A 17,365-nucleotide genomic window follows, 5' to 3' on the forward strand; every position below is an offset into this window, starting at 1 on the left:
GCCGATGCCGTTCAGGCACCGACCTTGGCGAGGACATCGGCGCGCAGGAAGCGCTCGATGAACAGCATGAACAGCACCGAGGGCACCAGCAGGATCAGCGCGGTGATCGAGGCGACCTGATAATTGCCACCCATCGCCGCGTTGTAGAGCAGCAGCGGCAGCGTCGTGACCTGCGGCACGCCGACGAAGAAGGTGCCGGTGAACTCGTCGAGCGACTCCAGGAAGACGAAGATGCCGCTGGCGATGATGCCGGGCGCGGCCAGCGGCAGCGTCACCGAGAAGAAGGCCTTGAGCGGCGAGGCGCCGATATTGCGGGCCGCCAGTTCCAGATCCCGGTCGACGGCGCCGAAGGCGGCCGCCGCGATCCAGACGGAATAGACGAGACCATGGGCGGCATGGACCAGCACGACGGCGAAGACCGTGCCGTTGATGCCGAGCTGGTAGAAGATGCGGGCGACGTTGATGTAGATCGCGACCGAGGGGAACGCCTGCGGCAGCAGGAACAGGATCATGAAGAAGGCGCGCGCCGGCAGCTTCAATCGCGCCAGCGCGTAGCCGGCGGGAATCGAGAGCGCGAGCGCGACGATGACCGTCAGCACCGCGATCCAGACGGAGGTGCCGAGCGAGGCCATGGCGTCGCCGGTCGGCCGGAAGACCTGCTCCCAGTAGCGCGTGCCGTAGACGACCGGCAGCTTGTAGGGCGTGTACCAGCGCTCGGCGACGGACCAGAGCGCGAGGTTCGCGAGCGGGCCGATCAGCACGAAGGCGAAGGCGGCGAGCAGGAAGGCGGCGAGCGTCGCCCGTGCCGTGGAAGCAAGGCGCATCATGGCGTGCCCTCCTTCGCCATGCCGCGCTTGAGATAGATGATCGCCGCCCCGGCCGAGATCAGATAGGTGATGACGCCGAGCGCGTTGGCCGTGGCGTAGTCGCCATAGGCATTGATGCGGAAGGCCATGTCGACGGTCAGCATGGTCGGCTGCGAGCCCGCCACCATCATCGGCACCGAGAGTACCGAGAGCATCGTCACGAAGGAGAGGACGAGCGCGACGAGCAGCGTCGGCATCACCTGCGGCAGGGCGAGCTCGATCATCACCCGCAGACGCGAGGCGCCGAGATTGCGGCCGGCTTCGAGCGTGGCGCGGTCGATCGAGGCCAGCGCGCCTGCGAGCAGCAGCGCGACGAAGGGCGTCTGCTTCCAGACGAAGGTGGCGATGATGCCGCGCCAGTCGAGGAAGCTCACCGCCTGCAGCGGCTCCATCAGGCCCAGCGAGACGAAGCTGTTGTTCATCAGCCCGTTCTTGGCGAGGAAGGTGCGCATGCATTGCGCCGCGACGATGAAGGGGATGAAGAGCGGCCAGCGATAGAGCGCCTTCAGCGTGCCGACGATGTAAGGATTCTCGCCGAGCGTCAGCGTGCCGGCGATGACGATCGCGGCAATCGCGGTGAACAGGCAGGAGGCGAGCACGATGACGACGGTGAAGACGACGTCGCCGGAATAGAGCTCCCAGGCCTTGCCGAAGGCCTGCAGCGAGAAGCCCCCCTCCGGCCCGGTAAAGGCCGAGATCAGCGAGAAACTGAGCGGGTAGATGAACAGCGCGGCCACGAGCGCGAGGCCGGGCGCGATCAGCAGCAGGGCGAGATTGCGTTGGGAAAGGGACATTCTTTGGTTCCGGCTAAACCAATCGCGGCGGCGGAAAATGCCGTCATGGTCGGGCTTGACCCGACCATCTCGGAAACCAGAGCGAACTGGTCATGAGATCCTCGGGTCAAGCCCGAGGATGACGGAGGATGAGGCCCGGGACGACGTGGTTTCCCACGCCGCCCCAGCAGGCGAATCTCAGTTCGCGACCTTCTTCTCGTAGCCCTCGAGGATGTCGTTGAAGTAGGGCGCGATCGGGAAGGGCTTAGCGTTCTTGGACAGGTCGGCCGGGGTGATGTCGGTGAACAGCTTGTCCCAGGCGGCTTTGTCGAGCTTGCCTTCGAGGTTCTTGGCGTCGATGCCCGGATACCAGTTGAACTTCTTGACGATGCCGTCGGCCTGGACCTGCGGGCTGGTGGCGAGCGCGATGAACTCCTCGGCCAGCTTCTTCTGAGCCGACTTCTCCGGAACCGAATAATACATCGGCTGGCCGGGCATGCCGGGCGAGGCGAGCTTCAGCTTCATGCTCGGCGGCAGCTTGCCGTCGGCCTGCCAGGAATAGAACATGTCGACCCAGACCGGTCCCATCGCGATCTCGCCGCGGTTGAGCATGTCGAGCGTGCCGGCATTGCCGGGGGTGATCACGGCGTTCTTGTTGAACTCCTTGAGCTCTCCGAAGGCGGCGTCCCACTTGGCTTTCTCGGCCGCGTCATAAGGGCCCTGGATCAGCTTGTTGGCGTCGCCGCCGAAGGCGTAGACCCAGCCGGCGACGAAAGCGACGCCGGACATGCCGCCCTTGATGCCGTTATAGCCGAACTGCTTCGGGTTCTTCTTCACCCACTCCTTCAGCTCGGTGAAGTTGGCGGGCGGGTTCTTCAGCATGTCGGCGTTGTAGGCGAGCGCCGTCTGCGACTGGAACATCGGCATGACATAGCCGGAGACGTCGGAGCCGAGCGAGTTCTTCGCCGTCTCGCTGGAAACGAGCTTCGAAGTGTCGACATTGGCCGTGTACTTGGCGAGCAGGCCTTCCTTGACCATCTGGCCGGCGGCCTTCTGGTGGATCACGACGACGTCGAAATCGGTCGTGGCCGAACCCTTCTGGGCGTCGAGCTTCTCGTAGATCTTCTGCGAGCCGGCATCGCCGGGGCCGGTGCCGACAGAGACGACCTTCACGCCCGGATGGGCCTTCTCGAACATCGGCCCGAGATAGTCCTTGACGTAATCGACCATGTTCTGGTCGCCCGCGGAGGCGACGTTGAGGGTCTGCGCGGATAGCGGCGATGCCACAATCAGCGCAGCGAGTGAGCAGGCAAGCGTGATAATGCGCATGTGTCTGACTCCCTGTCAGGCGGCAATCCCGGCCTCGGTCGCCGGGAAGATGTGAAGGCGCTGCAGCGGAATGCGCAGACCGACCTTCGTTCCGAGTTCGTGACGGCCGACATCGTCGACCGTGATCTGGCGACCGGCGGCTTCCACCTTGTAGCGGTAGATGCCGCCGGGATAGGCGCGTGCGGCGATGGTGCCGGGGACGACGAGATCGCCCCCCGAAGCCGGCGCATCGAGGTTGCCCAGGCTTGCGACATCGTCGCGGAAATAGGCGAGCGCCTCGCCGGCCGGCAGTGCGGCGGCGGCTTCGCCGGCAAGCGTCGCACGGGCGTCGCCGGCAGCGATGGCAGCCTGCCCCTCGCCGCGCTCCACATGGAGCGGCAATACGTTCTCGGCGCCCATAAAATTGGCGACGAAGGCACTGGCCGGGCGGTCATAGACCTCCTCGGGCGTGCCGACCTGCGCGATATGACCCGCCTGCATGATCACCAGCCGGTCGGCCATGGTCATGGCCTCCTCGCGATCATGGGTGACATGGACGGCGGTGAGGCCGAGCCGCTGCTGGATGGCCCTGATCTCATGGCGCATCGTCATGCGGATCTTGGCGTCGAGATTGGAAAGCGGCTCGTCGAGCAGCAGGATGCCGGGGTCGATCGCAAGCGCGCGGCCCAGCGCGACGCGCTGGCGCTGGCCGCCCGACAGCGCCGTGACCTTGCGCTCCTCGTAGCCGGACAAGCCGAGGAAACTCAGCACCTCGGCGACCCGGGCGGCGATCTCCGCCTTCGACTTGCCGCGCAGCTTGAGGCCGTAGCCGATGTTCTGCAGCACGGTCATATGCGGCCAGAGCGCATAGGATTGGAAGACCATCGCCATACCCCGCTTCTCAGGCGGCAGGCCGGCGATATCCTTGCCGCCGACGACGATGGAGCCGGCCTCGACCGGAACGAAGCCGGAGAGGGAGCGCAACAGCGTGGTCTTGCCGCAGCCGGAGGAGCCGAGCAGCGCCGTGAAACTGCCGGGCGCGAAGTCGAGATCGATGCCATGCAGCACCCGCGTGCCGCTATAGGCGACCTCGAGACCGCGCACGCTGATCGCCGCGCCGCTGCCGGTTTTGGGCTGCGTTTCCACCTGCAAGACAGCTACTCCCTGGCCCTTCCCCGGCCGCCGGCGAACTGGAATATTTCTTCCATTGCCGATCCTTTTGAAATAAATGTTACGTACGGGGCGCAGTCTATGCAAGAGCTTTGTGAAACTTGGATGACAGCTAAAATTCATTCCCTCTGGCTTCTGCCGGCCGCCGATGACGAGGCGATGATGGCGGCTCTCGTCGGCGAATTGTCGGGCCGTTTCGGCACGCCCATCTTCGCCCCGCATCTGACGCTGCGCGGCGACACGCCCACGCCCCCTGCCGCCCTGGAACGCGCGGTGGCGGAGGCCGCGGCGACGGTCGAAGCCTTTGCGGAACCGGTCGCCGTCGTCGAGGGAAGCGACGCCTTCTTCCGCTCATTCTACGCGCGTTTCGCGGTCTCGTCGCCGCTGGCGAAGCTCAAGCGCGCGCTCGATCCCGACAGCCTCGACAGCTTCATGCCGCATGTCTCGCTGCTCTACGGCCCGGTCGTGGCAGCGGCGAAGGCCGAAGCCATCCGGGAGGTGAATGCGCGGCTCGCCGGACGCAGCATCCGCTTCGACCGGATCGGCGTCGTCACCTCGGGGCAGGATGTCCCGATCGCGGAATGGCGTGTGGTTGCGCAGGCAAGCCTGCGCTCGGCCTGAGCCGGCGGCTTCTCAGATCATCGGCGGAAAAGGGAAGGCAGGCTACTCGCCCGTCAGCTCGCGGTTGCGGCGGCTGACCTCTTCGCTGTAGCGCTTGATCGCATGCGCCTCGCTGAGGATGCCGACGAGGCGCCGGCTCTCGCGATCGGCCACCACCGGCAGCGCCTCGCTCTCCGCCTCGTCGAACAGCTTCAGCGTGTCGCGCACCGACATGTTGGCGAGGAGCATCTTGTCGCCGTTGCGCAGGAGATGGCGCACGGTGCGCGGCGCCGGCTCGGCCGCGGCCTGCTCGTCGAGCGCGGGGTCGGGCTCGTAGAGCGCGCCCGGCGGGATCATGCCGGCATAGGCGTCGTTCTGGCCGACGGCGACGAGATAGTTGATTGAACCGGGCGGATATTTCAGCCGGGCCTCGGCGATCGGCGCGTCCGCCTCGATCTTCGGCACTTCGAGACGCATCATGCTGCCGGCGGTGAGATCGCGGATCCAGCCGACATCATAGGCGCCGCGGATGCTTTCGCCGCGCAGATGGAAGCGCCAGGTGGCGAAGGAGTAGCCGAAGAGCCGGCGTGTCACCAGCGAGGCGGCGCCGGCCGCGCCCATCACCGCCAAGGTGAGCTTGAGATTGCCCGTCATCTCCAGCGCCAGGAGCGCCATCGTCATCGGCCCGCCGACGATCGAGACGGCAAGCGAGCTCATCCCCACCAGCGCGAACAAGGTCTCGTGGCCGACGAGATTGGGGAAGAATGGGGTGAGCAGGCCGATGAAGAGCCGGCCGGTCAGGACCCCGAGCAGCAGCGAGGCGAAGAACAGGCCGCCGCGGAAGCCGGAGCCGATCGAGACCGAGGAGGCCAGCGCCTTGGCGACCAGCACCAGCGCCAGCAGGCCGAGGCTCGCATCCATGCCGAGATAGAGGTTGATGGCGCCGTGACCGGCGGAGAAGACCGAGGGAATCCAGATGGCGAGCGCGCCGACGACGAGGCCGCCGAAGGCCGGTCGCAGATAGGTCGGGATGCGCGAGCGGCGGAAGGCCGCCTCGACGAAGGCGGCGGCGCGCATCACGACGATGCCGACGAGGCCGCAGGCCGAGCCGAGCAGGACGACCAGCGGCAGGTCCGAGATGGTGATCGAGCCGATCGCCGGCACCTCGACCGAGAGCAGGGCCGGCGAGAGCAGATCATGCGTGACGGTCGCCATGAAGGTCGCGGCCATGACCGGCACGAAGACCGCGATCGAATAGCTGCCGAGGATGAGCTCGAAGGCGTAGAAGGCGCCGGTCAGCGGCGCGTCGAAGGCGGCGCCGATCGCACCGCCGGCAGCGCAGCCGACGATGAGCCGCATATCCGCCCGGCGCAGGCGCAACCGGCGTCCGATATGGGAGGCGAGCCCGCTGGCGGCCTGCGTGTAGCCGGCTTCAAGCCCGACCGAGGCACCGGAACCGCTCGAGCCGATGGTCTGGAGCGCGACGATGATGCTGTCGCGCATCGACATGCGCCCGCCATGCAGCGCGTTGGCCTCGATCGGGTCGACCGGCTGGCTGCGACGGCGGAAGAAGAACCAGGAGGCGAAACCGACGACGAGGCCGCCGGCCACCGGCCCGGCAATGGCCCGCCAGGGCGGAATGCCGCTCGCGATCGAAAGCCGCTGGCCGCTGGCGATCCCGAAGATCAGCTCGTGCAGGAACTGCGTCGCCAGCGACATCGCGACGACGACGATGCCGGCCAGGACGCCAACCACCGACGCCAGGACGACGATCCCGATTTCGCTGGACCGGATCAGCGCGCGCAGCCCCTGCGGCGTATCGGGAGACGACGTGTCGGGAGGGGTGGCTTTGACGGTGATCAAGGCAGCGGCCCGTGAGGCGGGTTTGCGTTGGCCGGCGGTCGCATATTGCCGTGGCGATAACAAGGGCCGGGCGGTCGCCCGATGCGATCATCATGCTTTCGGGTGAAGTGGTTTCAAAAAGATGTCCGTTTGCATGCCCTCGACGCATGACGGCCGCGCTCGATGCGCGGTTGATTGTCATCGTTCTAAAGTGAAGTTTCGGCGATGTGGTCCGCGGCGCTTCGCCGCAGAAGACCAGCCCAGCGAGGCCCGTCTATGCCGTCCCTCTCTCCCAGTCGGCGCCAGTTTCTTTCCTCCACCAGTATGTTGCTGCTGATCGCCTCGGCTCCCGGGGCGCGCGCCGCGGAGCATTCCGGTTCGCTGCCGTGGAAGCCCTTCGCGGCCCTGCCTCCCGCGACGCTGCCCGGCGGGCGCTGGTACGTCTTCACCCCGGAGGAAGCCCGCACCGTCGAGGCGATCGTCGACCGGCTGATCCCGGCCGACGAGCTCAGCATCGGCGGCAGGGAGGCCGGCTGCGCAGGCTTCATCGACCGGCAGCTCGCCGGCAGCTACGGCTCCTCGGAACGACTCTACACGCAAGGCCCCTTTGCCGCCGGGCTGCCGACGCAGGGCTATCAGGGCAGCGCGGCGCCGACCCGGCGCTATCGGGAAGGGCTCGACGCACTCAACAAGCACACAAGGGCGAACTTCGGCGGCAAAGCATTCTTCGATCTCGGCGCCGCCGAGCAGGACCAGGTGCTGAAGGACTTCGAGACCGGCAAGGTCGACTACAAGCCCGCCGCCGGCTTCTTCAACCTCGTGCTGCAGAACACCATGGAAGGCTTCTTCGCCGACCCGATCTATGGCGGCAACAAGGACATGGCGGGCTGGAAGTTCATCGGCTTCCCCGGCGCCCGCTACGATTATCGCGATTACATCACGGCCCATAACCAGCCCTTCCCCCTGCCGCCGCTGTCGATTGCGGGCCGGCCGGAATGGAAGACGGGCGACAAGTAGGCGGGAAGCTGACAGATGGCACGCAAACTCCCCCGCAAGGATGTCGTCATCGTCGGGCTCGGCTGGACCGGCTCGATCCTGGCGCATGAGCTGACGGATGCCGGCCTCGACGTCGTCGCGATCGAGCGCGGCCCCTGGCGCGACACCGCGACCGACTTCAACGTCGCCTACGCCCCCGACGAATTGCGCTATGCCGTGCGCAAGGACCTGTTCCTGCAGCCGGCGCAGGAAGCGATGACGATGCGTAACAACGTCACGCAGACGGCGCTGCCGATGCGCGACTACGGCTCCTTCCTGCCCGGCACCGGCGTCGGCGGCGCGGGCACGCACTGGAACGGCCATACCTGGCGCTTCTTTCCGAGCGATTTCACGCTCAAGACGCATCTGACCGAGCGCTACGGCGCGGACCGGCTCTCCGAGCTTCAGATCCAGGACTGGGGCGTGAGCTATGACGAGCTCGAAAGCGCCTTCGACCGCTTCGAATATCTCGCCGGCATTTCCGGCAAGGCCGGGAACCTCAACGGCACGATCCAGCCGGGCGGCAACCCCTTCGAGGGGCCGCGCAAGCGCGAATACCCGCTGCCGGCGATGCAGATGACCTATGCGCCGACGCTGTTCGCGGAAGCCGCGCGGTCCAGGGGGCTGCACCCCTTCCCGACGCCCTCGGCCAACCTGTCCAAGGCCTATGTCAACCCGCTCGGCATCGCCATGGGGCAATGCACCGCCTGCGGCTTCTGCGAGCGCTTCGGCTGCGCCAATTATTCGAAGTCGAGCGCGCATACGACCGTGCTGCCCGTCCTGATGCGCAAGTCGAATTTCGAGGCGCGCACCGAATGCGAGGTGCTCAAGATCAACCTGGCGCCCGACGGCAAGACCGCGACGGGCGTCACCTATATCGACGTCAACGGCGAAACTTTCGAGCAGCCGGCCGATATCGTGCTGCTCAACGCCTACGGGCTGCACAATGTCCGGCTGATGCTGCTCTCGGGCATCGGCAAGCCCTACGATCCCGCAACCGGCGAAGGCGTGGTCGGGCGCAACTACTGCTACCAGACCAATGCCTCGGCGCAGGTCTTCTTCGAGGGCAAGTCGATGAACCCGTTCATCGCGGCCGGCGCGCTCGGCCAGACGGTGGACGACTACAATGGCGATGCCTTCGACCATGGCGCGCTGAACTTCGTCGGCGGCGCCGGCATCAACTGCATCCCGACGAATGGCCGCCCGATCCAGTACCGGCCCGTGCCGCCCGGCACGCCGCGCTGGGGCTCGGCCTGGAAGAAGGCGACCAAGCAGTATTACAACAACACCCTGACCTTCTCGTCGCAGGGCTCCTCCTATGCGACGCGCGGCAACTATCTCGACCTCGACCCGACCTATAAGGACCGCTTCGGCCGGCCGCTGCTGCGCGTCACCTTCGACTTCCCGGACAACGACATCCGCATGTCGAACTGGGTGAGCGACCGGATGCAGGAAATCGCCACCGCGCTCGGCGGCAAGCAGGCGGTCGTCGGCAAGCAGCAGAAGGGCTGGAACTCCGTGCCCTATCAGAGCACGCACAACACCGGCGGCGCGATCATGGGCACGGACCCGAGGACCAGCGCGGTCAACCGGCACCTGCAGAGCTGGGACGTGCCGAACGTCTTCGCCATCGGCGCCTCGGCCTTCCCGCAGAATGCCGGCAAGAACCCGACCGGGCCGGTCGGCGCGCTTGCCTTCTGGGCCGCGGATTCGATCCGCAACCACTATCTGAAAAACCCCGGCAAGCTGGTGGAAGCATGAAGAAGGCAGCGCTCCTCGCCGGCCTCGCGGCCGCCACGCTCTTCGGGGCGAAAGTCCTCGCCTCCGACCTGTTCGACCGCATCAATGCCGGCCGCTACCAGGCGATCCTGGCCGATTGCGCGGCCTGCCACACCAAGCCCGGCGGCAAGCCCTTCGCCGGGGGCGCACCGCTGCAGACGCCCTTCGGCGCGCTGGTGCCGTCCAACATCACGCCAGACCTCGAGACCGGCATCGGAAGCTGGACCTATGCGGATTTCCGCAGCGCGGTGAAGACCGGCGTCGGCAAGGACGGCAAGCGTCTCTATCCGGCGATGCCCTACCCGGCCTATGCGACGATGAAGGATTCCGACGTCGCCGATCTCTGGGCCTATTTCCAGAAGGTCGAGCCGGTCTCGAACCGCGTCGTCTCGAACCAGCTCCCCTTCCCGTTCAATATCCGGGCCTCGCTGATCGGCTGGAACCTCCTCAATTTCTCGCCGAAGGAGTTCCAGCCCGACGCCAGCAAATCGGCCGAGTGGAACCGGGGCGCCTATCTGGTCAACGGCGCCGGCCATTGCGGCACCTGCCATACGCCCAAGAGCCTGACCGGCGCCGACAAGGGCGACGAATTCCTGCGCGGCGGCAATCTGCAGAGCTGGTTTGCGCCGAACATCACCAGCGATCCGCATAAGGGCATCGGAAGCTGGTCGAGCGACGACATCGTCGCCTATCTCAAGACCGGAGCGAACCGCTTCGATATCGCGTCGGGCCCGATGGCCGAGGCCATCAGTCACTCGACGCGCCTGTGGGACGACGCCGACCTCACAGCCGTCGCGACCTATCTCAAGGACGTCAAGGGCGACGGCGCGCCCGCACCTACCCCGGTCGCGGCGACCGATGCCGCCATGACCGCGGGCAAGGCGATCTATCTCGACCGCTGCTCGGCCTGCCACATCTCCTCCGGCGCGGGCCAGCCCTCTCTGTTCCCGACGCTGGCCAAGACTCCGACGGTCAACGGCACCGACCCGACATCGCTGATCCGCGTCGTGCTGGAAGGCAGCCAGGCGGCCAGCACCGCCGCCAAGCCGACGACGCCGGCGATGCCCTCCTTCGGCTGGAACCTGAGCGACGCCGATGTCGCCAATGTGCTGACCTATGTCCGCAACAGCTGGGGCAATGCCGCCCCGCCCGTGACAGCCGGGCAGGTCAAGGATCTGCGGGCGGCGCTGACGCGATAGGGACCGCACGGCATTCCCTCGCGCGGTCATCCCGGGCGGAGCGCAGCGCAGACCCGGGATCCATGCCTGAACCTTCAGCGGATTCGCTCCGGCATGGATCCCGGGTCGGCGCCGCCAGAGGCGGCTTGTCCGGGATGACCGGCTAGGGCTCGAGAGCGATACCTAGACCGGAACAGTCAGCCCCGTCTTGACCCGGTCCATGGCGACGAATGAGCGGAACTTGCGGATATTGGGGTTGGCGAAGAAGAGCCGGCGGGTCAGCGCCTCATAGGCCGCCATGCTCGGCACCAGCACGACCAGCATGAAGTCGACCTCGCCGGTGACGTAGTAGCATTGCTGCACCTCCGGCGCGGCGAGGAAGGCGGTCTTGGCGGCGTCGATGTCGACGGCCGTCTCGCTGACGAGCTCGATCTCGACGAAGAGCGTGATCGGATGACCGAGCGCGGCGGGATCGACCACCGCGACATTGGCCCGGATGATCCCTTGAGCCTCCATGCGGCGGATGCGGCGCTGCACCGCCGGCGCCGAGAGATGGACCCGCTCGCCGATCACCCGCTGCGGCGTGGTGTTGTCCTGCTGGAGGATGGCGAGGATCGCGCGGTCGAAAGCGTCGAGTTGCATATCCGGCTCGGCCACGCCCTGCTCCGCGAAATAAACTTGCATCCGAAGAGCTGGATTGCAGCACCTTTTTCGCCTGCGTTGCAATATCCATTCGCTATCCGGTGGAATGGCGAGGCGATCCATGTTCCTGCTCAACACGCATCACGACTATGGACGCGATCTCGACCCGGCCGATGTCGCGATGCTCGGGCCGTCTGGGGCGCAAGCCATCGCGCGACATCTCGCCCAGCGCGCCGGCCATGCGCCGACGCCGCTCCATGCCCTGCCCGGCCTCGCGGCGGCGCTGGGAATCGGCGGGCTGTTCATCAAGGATGAAGGCCGGCGCCTCGGGCTCGGCAGCTTCAAGGCGCTGGGGGGCGCCTATGCGGTGATCCGGCTCGCGCTGGAGGAAGCGTCGGCCAGGCTCGGCCGGAGGTTGGACGACACCGAGATCAACGACCCCGCCATGCGGGCGATCGCCGCCGGCATGACCTTCGCCTGCGCCACCGACGGCAATCACGGGCGCTCGGTCGCTCAGGGCGCGCAGCTCGTCGGGGCCAAGGCCGTGATCTTCGTGCATGGCGGCGTCAGCGAGGAGCGCGTCGCCGCCATCGCGCGCTTCGGTGCTGAGATGGTGCGGGTCGCCGGTACCTATGACGATTCGGTCGTCGAAGCCGCGCGGGTCGCGGCCGAACGGGGCTGGACCGTCGTTTCGGATACCTCCTGGGACGGCTATGAGCGCATTCCGGGCCTGGTGATGCAGGGCTATACGGCCATCGCGAGCGAGGCCTTCGCTCAGCTCCCGGAGCGTCCGACACATGTCTTCGTGCAGGCCGGCGTCGGCGGCATCGCAGCCGCGCTGGCGGCACAGATGCAGACGCAGTTCGGCGCCAACCGCCCGTTCTTCACCGTGGTCGAGCCGGAACTTGCGGCTTGCGTCTTCGCGGCCGCGCAGCAGGGCCGCCCGGTCAAGATCGCCCATGGCGCCCCGACGGTGATGGCGATGCTCGAATGCTACGATCCCTCGCCCCTGGCGCTGCGCGTGCTCTACCGCGCCGCCGATGCCTTCCTCACGGCAGCGGATTCCGACGCCGTGGAGGCGATGAACCGGATCGCCCGCCCGGTCGCGGGCGATCCCGCGATCGTCACTGGCGAAAGCGGTGCCGCAGGGCTTGCGGGACTGCTGGCGGCACTGCGCAATCGCGATACGCGCGCGGCGCTGAAGCTCGACGGGACCTCGCGCGTCTTCCTCGTCAACACCGAGGGCGCGACCGACCCGGCGCGCTACGCCGAGCTGGTCGGGCTTTCGCCCGGCGCGGTGGCGCCATGACCCCGCCGGCGGCGAGCACCGGCGCGCGCCTGCCGCTCTATTCGCAGAGCCACTCACCCTATGCCCGCAAGGTCATCGTCTTCGCCCATGAGGCGGGGCTCGCCGAACGGCTCGCGGTGATCGACCATGAGACCAGCCCGACCAACCGGAACAACGCCGTCTTCGCGGTCAACCCACTCGGCAAGGTGCCGGTTCTGATCACGCCGGAAGTTGGCGCGATCTTCGATTCGCTGGTGATCTGCGACTATCTCGACCGGCTTCATGCCGGCCGGCGGCTGATCCCGCCCGGCGGGCCGACGCGCTGGGAGGCGCTGCGTCTGCACGCCGTCGCTCAGGGCCTCTGCGATGCCGGCATCGCGCTGCGCTGGGAGATCGAGCGCCGCCCCGCGCATCTGCGCCATCCGCCGTTGGCCGAGGGGCAGGCCGCCAAGCTCGTCGAATCCTACGACCTCATCGAGCGGCAGAATGGACTCGAAGGGCCCCTGCATCTCGGCCATGTCGCACTGGCGACCGCGCTCGCCTGGCTGGAATTCCGCGCGCTGCCGGATTTCCGCACCGGCCGCCCCCGGCTGACCCGGTGGTACGAGGCTTTTTCCGAGCGCCCGTCGATGCGGGTGACGGACTATTCCGGTGAGACGCAGGATGCTCCGCCGGCCACGACCATTGCCGGATGACCGGCTGACGTCGTAGCAGGGGCGCGCGGCCCGCGATCCGGCCGTGTGCCGGAGACCCGCGATGAAGCTTCGTCCCGATACGCTGGCGATGACGGCCGTCCTCGCCATGCTGACGGCGCTGGGTCCGCTCTCGACCGATTTCTACCTGCCCTCGCTGCCCGACATCGTGCGCGTGATGGGGACCGACGTCGCCGGCGCGCAGGCGACGCTCTCCTCCTTCCTCTTCGGCTTCGCCGCCGGGCAGATCCTGTGGGGGCCACTCTCGGACCGGCTCGGACGCAAGCCCGTCCTGCTCGCCGGGCTCGGCCTCTTCACCGTGGCGACGCTGGCCTGTGCCTTCTCGCCCTCGATCGAGGCCTTGACCGCGGCGCGGGCGCTGCAGGCGCTCGGCGCCTCCGGGCCGATCGTGCTCGGCCGCGCCATGGTGCGCGACCTCTACGAGGGCGCACGCGCCGGCAAGGAACTGGCCCGGATGGGCATGATCATGGGGCTGGTGCCGGCGGTGGCGCCCGTCATCGGCGGCGTGCTGCAGGTCGCCTTCGGCTGGCGCTCGACCTTCATCGCCTCGCTCGTCTTCGCGCTCGGGCTGGCGGCGGTGATCGTCGCCGTGATGCCGGAGACGCTGCGCAAGCGCTCCCCGCAGCCGCTCTCGCTCGTCACGATCTTCAAAGGCTTCGGCACTTTGCTGGAGAACCGCGCCTTCCGCGTCTATGTCGCGCTGACGGCGCTGGCCTATGCCGGGCTCTTCGCCTTCATCTCCGGCTCTTCCTTCGTGCTGACCGGCGTCTACGGGCTGACGCCGGTGCAATACGGGCTTTCCTTCTCTTTCGGCGTCGTCGGCTTCATTGGCGGCACCATTCTGGCGCAGCGGCTCGTCGGGTCCCGCGGCATGGACGGGATCATCGGGCTCGGCGTGCTCTGCCTGGCGCTCGGCGGGCTGATGATGCTGGGCGCCGTCGCGACGGGCGCGGGCGGGGCCTTCGGGGTGGTGCTGTCCTGGGCGGTCTATGCCTGCGGTGTCGGGCTCACCATGCCGCAGGCGCAGGCCTCGGCGATGATGCCGTTTCCGGACCGTGCCGGCGCGGCCTCGTCCTTCAACGGGCTGTGCCAGATGCTGCTCTCGGCCTGCGTCGGGCTGCTCGTCGGCCACCTGCTGAAGGGGGCGGCGCTGCCCCTGCCGCTGGTGATGTCGGCGCTCGGCGTCGCGGCCTTCGTGCTGTTCAAGCTCAGCGGCCGGGTCAGGGCCGCGAAACACTGAAGGGGGGCTCTAGGCGTCACGCATCGGCTTGCTCAGAAAAGTGCACTCCACTTTTCGGACCGATGCTAGCCCCCGAACAGCCGCTCCAGGAAGTTCTTCTCCTGCGGCGGTGGCGGCACCCAGGCGCGGTCACCCTCGAGCGGCATCGGGCCGCCCTGTTGCGGCGCGGCCTGGGCGATCGGCGCCTCCACCGGCGTCGGCGCGCCCTGCCAGAAGCCGCCGGGCAGCGGGATCGGCTGCGCACCGGCATGGGCCAGCTTCATGTACTTGCCCCAGATCTCGCCGGGCAGGCCACTGCCGGTGACGCGCTTCATCTTCGAATTATCGTCGTTGCCGACCCAGACGGCGGTGACGAGCTTGGCCGTGAAGCCGACGAACCAGGCGTCGCCGTAATCCTGCGTCGTGCCCGACTTGCCGCCGACCTCCCAGCCCGGAATGTTGAACTTGCTGCCGGTGCCGCCATTCATGACGCCATTGAACATCGTGTCCATCATCGCCAGCGGCTGCGGCTGGATGACGGGGCCGAAGCTGTTGGCCTTGCGGGCATAGACGACCTTGCCGCTGGTCTGGCGGACCTCGCGGATGACATAGGGCAGCACCGACTGGCCGCCATTGGCGAAAGTGGCATAGGCCGCCGTCATCTCGAGCGGCGTCACCTCGGAGGTGCCGAGCGCCAGCGACATATTGGGTTGGAGCGCCGAGCTGATGCCGAGGCGCTGGGCCGTGCGGACCACCTCCTTGGGCGTCACCTCCTGGATCAGCCGGGCGGCGACCGTGTTGAGCGAATGTTGCATCGCGGTCCGCAGCGTCACCGGGCCGCGATAGGTCCGCGAATAGTTCTCCGGTTCCCAGCCCTTGATCGAGACTGGCGCATCGTCGCGGATCGTGTCGGGGGTGAGCCCCTTCTCCATCGCCGTCAGATAGACGAAGGGCTTGAAGGAGGAGCCCGGCTGGCGGCGCGCCGCGGTCGCGCGGTTGAACTGGCTCTTGGTGTAGTCGCGCCCGCCGATCAGCGCGCGGATGGCGCCGTCGGGCGCCAGCGAGACGACCGCGCCCTGCGAGGCGTGCAGCTTGGCGCCCTGCGCCGAGAGCGCATCGACGAGGATGGTCTCGGCCGAGCCCTGCAGCTTGGTGTCGATCGTGGTCAGCACGGTGACGTCGCCCTCGACCGCACCGATGAAGTCGTCGAGCACGTCCATGACATAGTCGGCGGCATAGTTGACCGAGCCGGCGCCGGTGCGTTCGGGCACTTCGGCCGGGGCGGTCATCGCGGTCTTGGCCGCGTCCTGCGAGATGAAGCCCTGATCGGCCATGGCAGCGATGACGAGCTGCGCCCGCTTCTCGGCCAGATCGGGGTTGCGGTTCGGCGCCAGCCGCGACGGCGCCTGGACGAGGCCGGCCAGCATCGCCGCCTCGGCGATCGTCACCGAGCGGGCCGATTTGTTGAAATAGCGCTGCGCCGCCGCCTCGACGCCATAGGCGCCGGAGCCGAAATAGACGCGGTTCAGATAGAGCTCGAGGATCTGGTCCTTGCTGTAGGTGCGCTCCAGCCAGAGCGCCAGGATCGCTTCCTGGATCTTGCGGGCGGCGGTGCGCTCCTGCGTCAGGAAGAGGTTCTTGGCGAGCTGCTGGGTCAGCGTCGAGCCGCCCTGCACGCCGTTGCGGCCGCGCAGATTGTTGACCACGGCGCGGGAGATGCCGACCGGATCGACACCGAAATGGTCGTAGAAGCGCTTGTCCTCGATGGCGACGAAGGCTTTCGGCAGATAAGGCGGTATCTCGCCCAGCGTGACGGTGCGCCCGCCCGTCTCGCCACGATTGGCGAGCAGCGAACCGTCGGCGGCGAGGATCGCGATGTTCGGCGGCCGGCGCGGCACGGTGAGCTGATCGATCGGCGGCAATTGCGAGGCGTAATAGGCCACGACGCCGCCGACGCCGATGACGCACCAGAGGCCGAGCACCATCGTCCAGTAGATCAGCCCGCCGAAGAGGGAACGCCGCCGGCGCCTGCCGCGTTTCTTACCGCCACCACCGCCGCTGCCATTGCGCTTGTCGCGGCGTGGCGGATTGCGCAGTTGCCGCTCGGGTTCGGTCCGGGCCGGAGCCCGCTGGAATCGAGTCGGGCGATCGTCTGGAGAAAGGCGCATGTCACCGTCGTCGCGGCTTTCGCCGCGCCCAGAATCAAAGGAGGGCTCGCGCCGCTCGCCTCGTGAAAGCCGGTCGTTCATCCTGTCCCGTTCGGCCGCTAGCCCGCCCTTCAAGGCGGTCAGGCCAATCAGAATTCAAACATGGCGCTTTTAAGGGTTCGTAAAGCGTGCAGTGCGGCAAGGATAACACAGTCGTCGCGGGAACGTGATTATTTTGCAAATGCGCAAACGAGGATGAGCCCGTTCGGGATGTTGCGCAAAGTCGGAAGCCCTGCCTAAAAGCCGAGCAGGAAACGCGCAGGAACCCGCCGCCCACCACCGCTTCTTCGACAGAGGATCCAGATGACTTCCCTCAATCGCTATGCGCCTCATATGCTTGGCCTGCTGCGTATCGTCACCGCGCTGATCTTCATCGTGCACGGCGCGCAGAAGCTCTTCGGCTTCCCGGCCCCTCCCGGCCCCAGCCTGCCTGCGGTCTTCACGCTCTACTGGTTCGCGGGCGTGCTCGAATTCGTCGGCGGCTTGCTTGTGCTGGTCGGCTTCCAGACCCGGATCGTCGCCTTCATCCTCTCCGGCCAGATGGCCTTCGCCTACTGGATGGCGCATGCGCCGAAGAGCCTCTATCCGGCCCTGAACGGCGGCGATGCGGCGATCCTCTACTGCTTCGTCTTCCTCTACTTCGTCTTCGCCGGCGCCGGCGCCTTCGCGATCGACAAGGACAGCCGCGCCTGAAGCCGCTGTAGTCCCCCGAATCGAAAAGGCCCGCCTCCTCATGGAAGCGGGC

General features: G+C 67.3%; 15 protein-coding genes. 8 read left to right on the forward strand and 7 right to left on the reverse strand.

All coding sequences use genetic code 11. The features are described 5' to 3' along the window. Positions 1 to 11 precede the first annotated feature (11 nt). From IED13_RS18330 to IED13_RS18345, 4 genes are all read right to left on the reverse strand, one after another. Positions 12 to 824: an ABC transporter permease gene (locus tag IED13_RS18330; RefSeq protein WP_038366941.1), complete on the reverse strand. Its 813-nt coding sequence runs from the start codon at positions 822 to 824 to the stop codon at positions 12 to 14. Further along, on the reverse strand, positions 824 to 1,660 hold the full coding sequence (locus IED13_RS18335) for an ABC transporter permease (RefSeq protein WP_191125023.1): 837 nt from the start codon (positions 1,658 to 1,660) through the stop codon (positions 824 to 826). The genes IED13_RS18330 and IED13_RS18335 overlap by 1 nt, the downstream gene beginning before the upstream one ends. 177 nt (positions 1,661 to 1,837) lie before the next feature. After that, the gene (locus tag IED13_RS18340) at positions 1,838 to 2,968 is read right to left on the reverse strand and encodes an ABC transporter substrate-binding protein (protein ID WP_112763833.1); all 1,131 of its coding nucleotides are present in this window, start codon (positions 2,966 to 2,968) and stop codon (positions 1,838 to 1,840) included. Between the two features lie 15 nt (positions 2,969 to 2,983). Continuing rightward, on the reverse strand, positions 2,984 to 4,093 hold the full coding sequence (locus IED13_RS18345) for an ABC transporter ATP-binding protein (protein ID WP_260368385.1): 1,110 nt from the start codon (positions 4,091 to 4,093) through the stop codon (positions 2,984 to 2,986). Positions 4,094 to 4,222: 129 nt separating this feature from the next. On the opposite strand from IED13_RS18345, the gene IED13_RS18350 reads away from it, so the two are divergent. Beyond that, positions 4,223 to 4,738, forward strand: a complete 516-nt coding sequence (locus tag IED13_RS18350; RefSeq protein WP_191125025.1) for a 2'-5' RNA ligase family protein — start codon at positions 4,223 to 4,225, stop codon at positions 4,736 to 4,738. Positions 4,739 to 4,780: 42 nt separating this feature from the next. On the opposite strand, the gene IED13_RS18355 is transcribed toward IED13_RS18350, so the two are convergent. Beyond that, positions 4,781 to 6,580 carry a chloride channel protein gene (locus IED13_RS18355; RefSeq protein WP_191125026.1) on the reverse strand — a complete coding sequence of 600 codons (1,800 nt, stop codon included), beginning with the start codon at positions 6,578 to 6,580 and terminating at the stop codon, positions 4,781 to 4,783. 303 nt (positions 6,581 to 6,883) lie between these two features. Here IED13_RS18355 and IED13_RS18360 point away from each other — a divergent pair, with 303 nt between their 5' ends. The 3 genes from IED13_RS18360 to IED13_RS18370 are packed head-to-tail and all read left to right on the forward strand — an operon-like array spanning position 6,884 to position 10,572. Beyond that, a complete protein-coding gene (locus IED13_RS18360) occupies positions 6,884 to 7,576 on the forward strand; it encodes a gluconate 2-dehydrogenase subunit 3 family protein (RefSeq protein WP_248312658.1) in 693 nt (230 codons plus the stop codon). A 15-nt stretch (positions 7,577 to 7,591) separates the two neighbouring features. Beyond that, positions 7,592 to 9,355, forward strand: coding sequence for a GMC family oxidoreductase (locus IED13_RS18365; protein ID WP_133565967.1), 1,764 nt, complete (start codon positions 7,592 to 7,594; stop codon positions 9,353 to 9,355). After that, a complete protein-coding gene (locus IED13_RS18370) occupies positions 9,352 to 10,572 on the forward strand; it encodes a c-type cytochrome (RefSeq protein ID WP_191125028.1) in 1,221 nt (406 codons plus the stop codon). The genes IED13_RS18365 and IED13_RS18370 overlap by 4 nt, the downstream gene beginning before the upstream one ends. Positions 10,573 to 10,734: 162 nt before the next feature. On the opposite strand, the gene IED13_RS18375 is transcribed toward IED13_RS18370, so the two are convergent. Next, positions 10,735 to 11,193, reverse strand: coding sequence for an Lrp/AsnC family transcriptional regulator (locus tag IED13_RS18375; RefSeq protein WP_112763913.1), 459 nt, complete (start codon positions 11,191 to 11,193; stop codon positions 10,735 to 10,737). Between the two features lie 121 nt (positions 11,194 to 11,314). On the opposite strand from IED13_RS18375, the gene IED13_RS18380 reads away from it, so the two are divergent. The 3 genes from IED13_RS18380 (at position 11,315) to IED13_RS18390 (ending at position 14,434) form a co-directional block, all read left to right on the forward strand. Beyond that, on the forward strand, positions 11,315 to 12,502 hold the full coding sequence (locus tag IED13_RS18380) for a diaminopropionate ammonia-lyase (RefSeq protein ID WP_191125029.1): 1,188 nt from the start codon (positions 11,315 to 11,317) through the stop codon (positions 12,500 to 12,502). Beyond that, positions 12,499 to 13,176 (forward strand): glutathione S-transferase family protein, encoded by a 678-nt coding sequence (locus tag IED13_RS18385; RefSeq protein ID WP_404801899.1) that lies wholly within the window; start codon positions 12,499 to 12,501, stop codon positions 13,174 to 13,176. Before IED13_RS18380 ends, IED13_RS18385 begins: the two co-directional genes overlap by 4 nt. A gap of 61 nt (positions 13,177 to 13,237) precedes the next feature. After that, the gene (locus tag IED13_RS18390; RefSeq protein ID WP_191125030.1) at positions 13,238 to 14,434 is read left to right on the forward strand and encodes a multidrug effflux MFS transporter; all 1,197 of its coding nucleotides are present in this window, start codon (positions 13,238 to 13,240) and stop codon (positions 14,432 to 14,434) included. A 65-nt stretch (positions 14,435 to 14,499) separates the two neighbouring features. On the opposite strand, the gene IED13_RS18395 is transcribed toward IED13_RS18390, so the two are convergent. Then, the gene (locus IED13_RS18395) at positions 14,500 to 16,662 is read right to left on the reverse strand and encodes a transglycosylase domain-containing protein (protein WP_404801900.1); all 2,163 of its coding nucleotides are present in this window, start codon (positions 16,660 to 16,662) and stop codon (positions 14,500 to 14,502) included. Positions 16,663 to 16,923: 261 nt separating this feature from the next. Between IED13_RS18395 and IED13_RS18400 the strand changes: the two genes are divergently transcribed. Continuing rightward, positions 16,924 to 17,313: a DoxX family protein gene (locus tag IED13_RS18400; RefSeq protein WP_038366781.1), complete on the forward strand. Its 390-nt coding sequence runs from the start codon at positions 16,924 to 16,926 to the stop codon at positions 17,311 to 17,313. The last annotated feature ends 52 nt before the right edge of the window (positions 17,314 to 17,365 follow it).

This window comes from Allobosea spartocytisi (assembly GCF_014764685.1).
GTDB lineage: Bacteria > Pseudomonadota > Alphaproteobacteria > Rhizobiales > Beijerinckiaceae > Allobosea > Allobosea spartocytisi.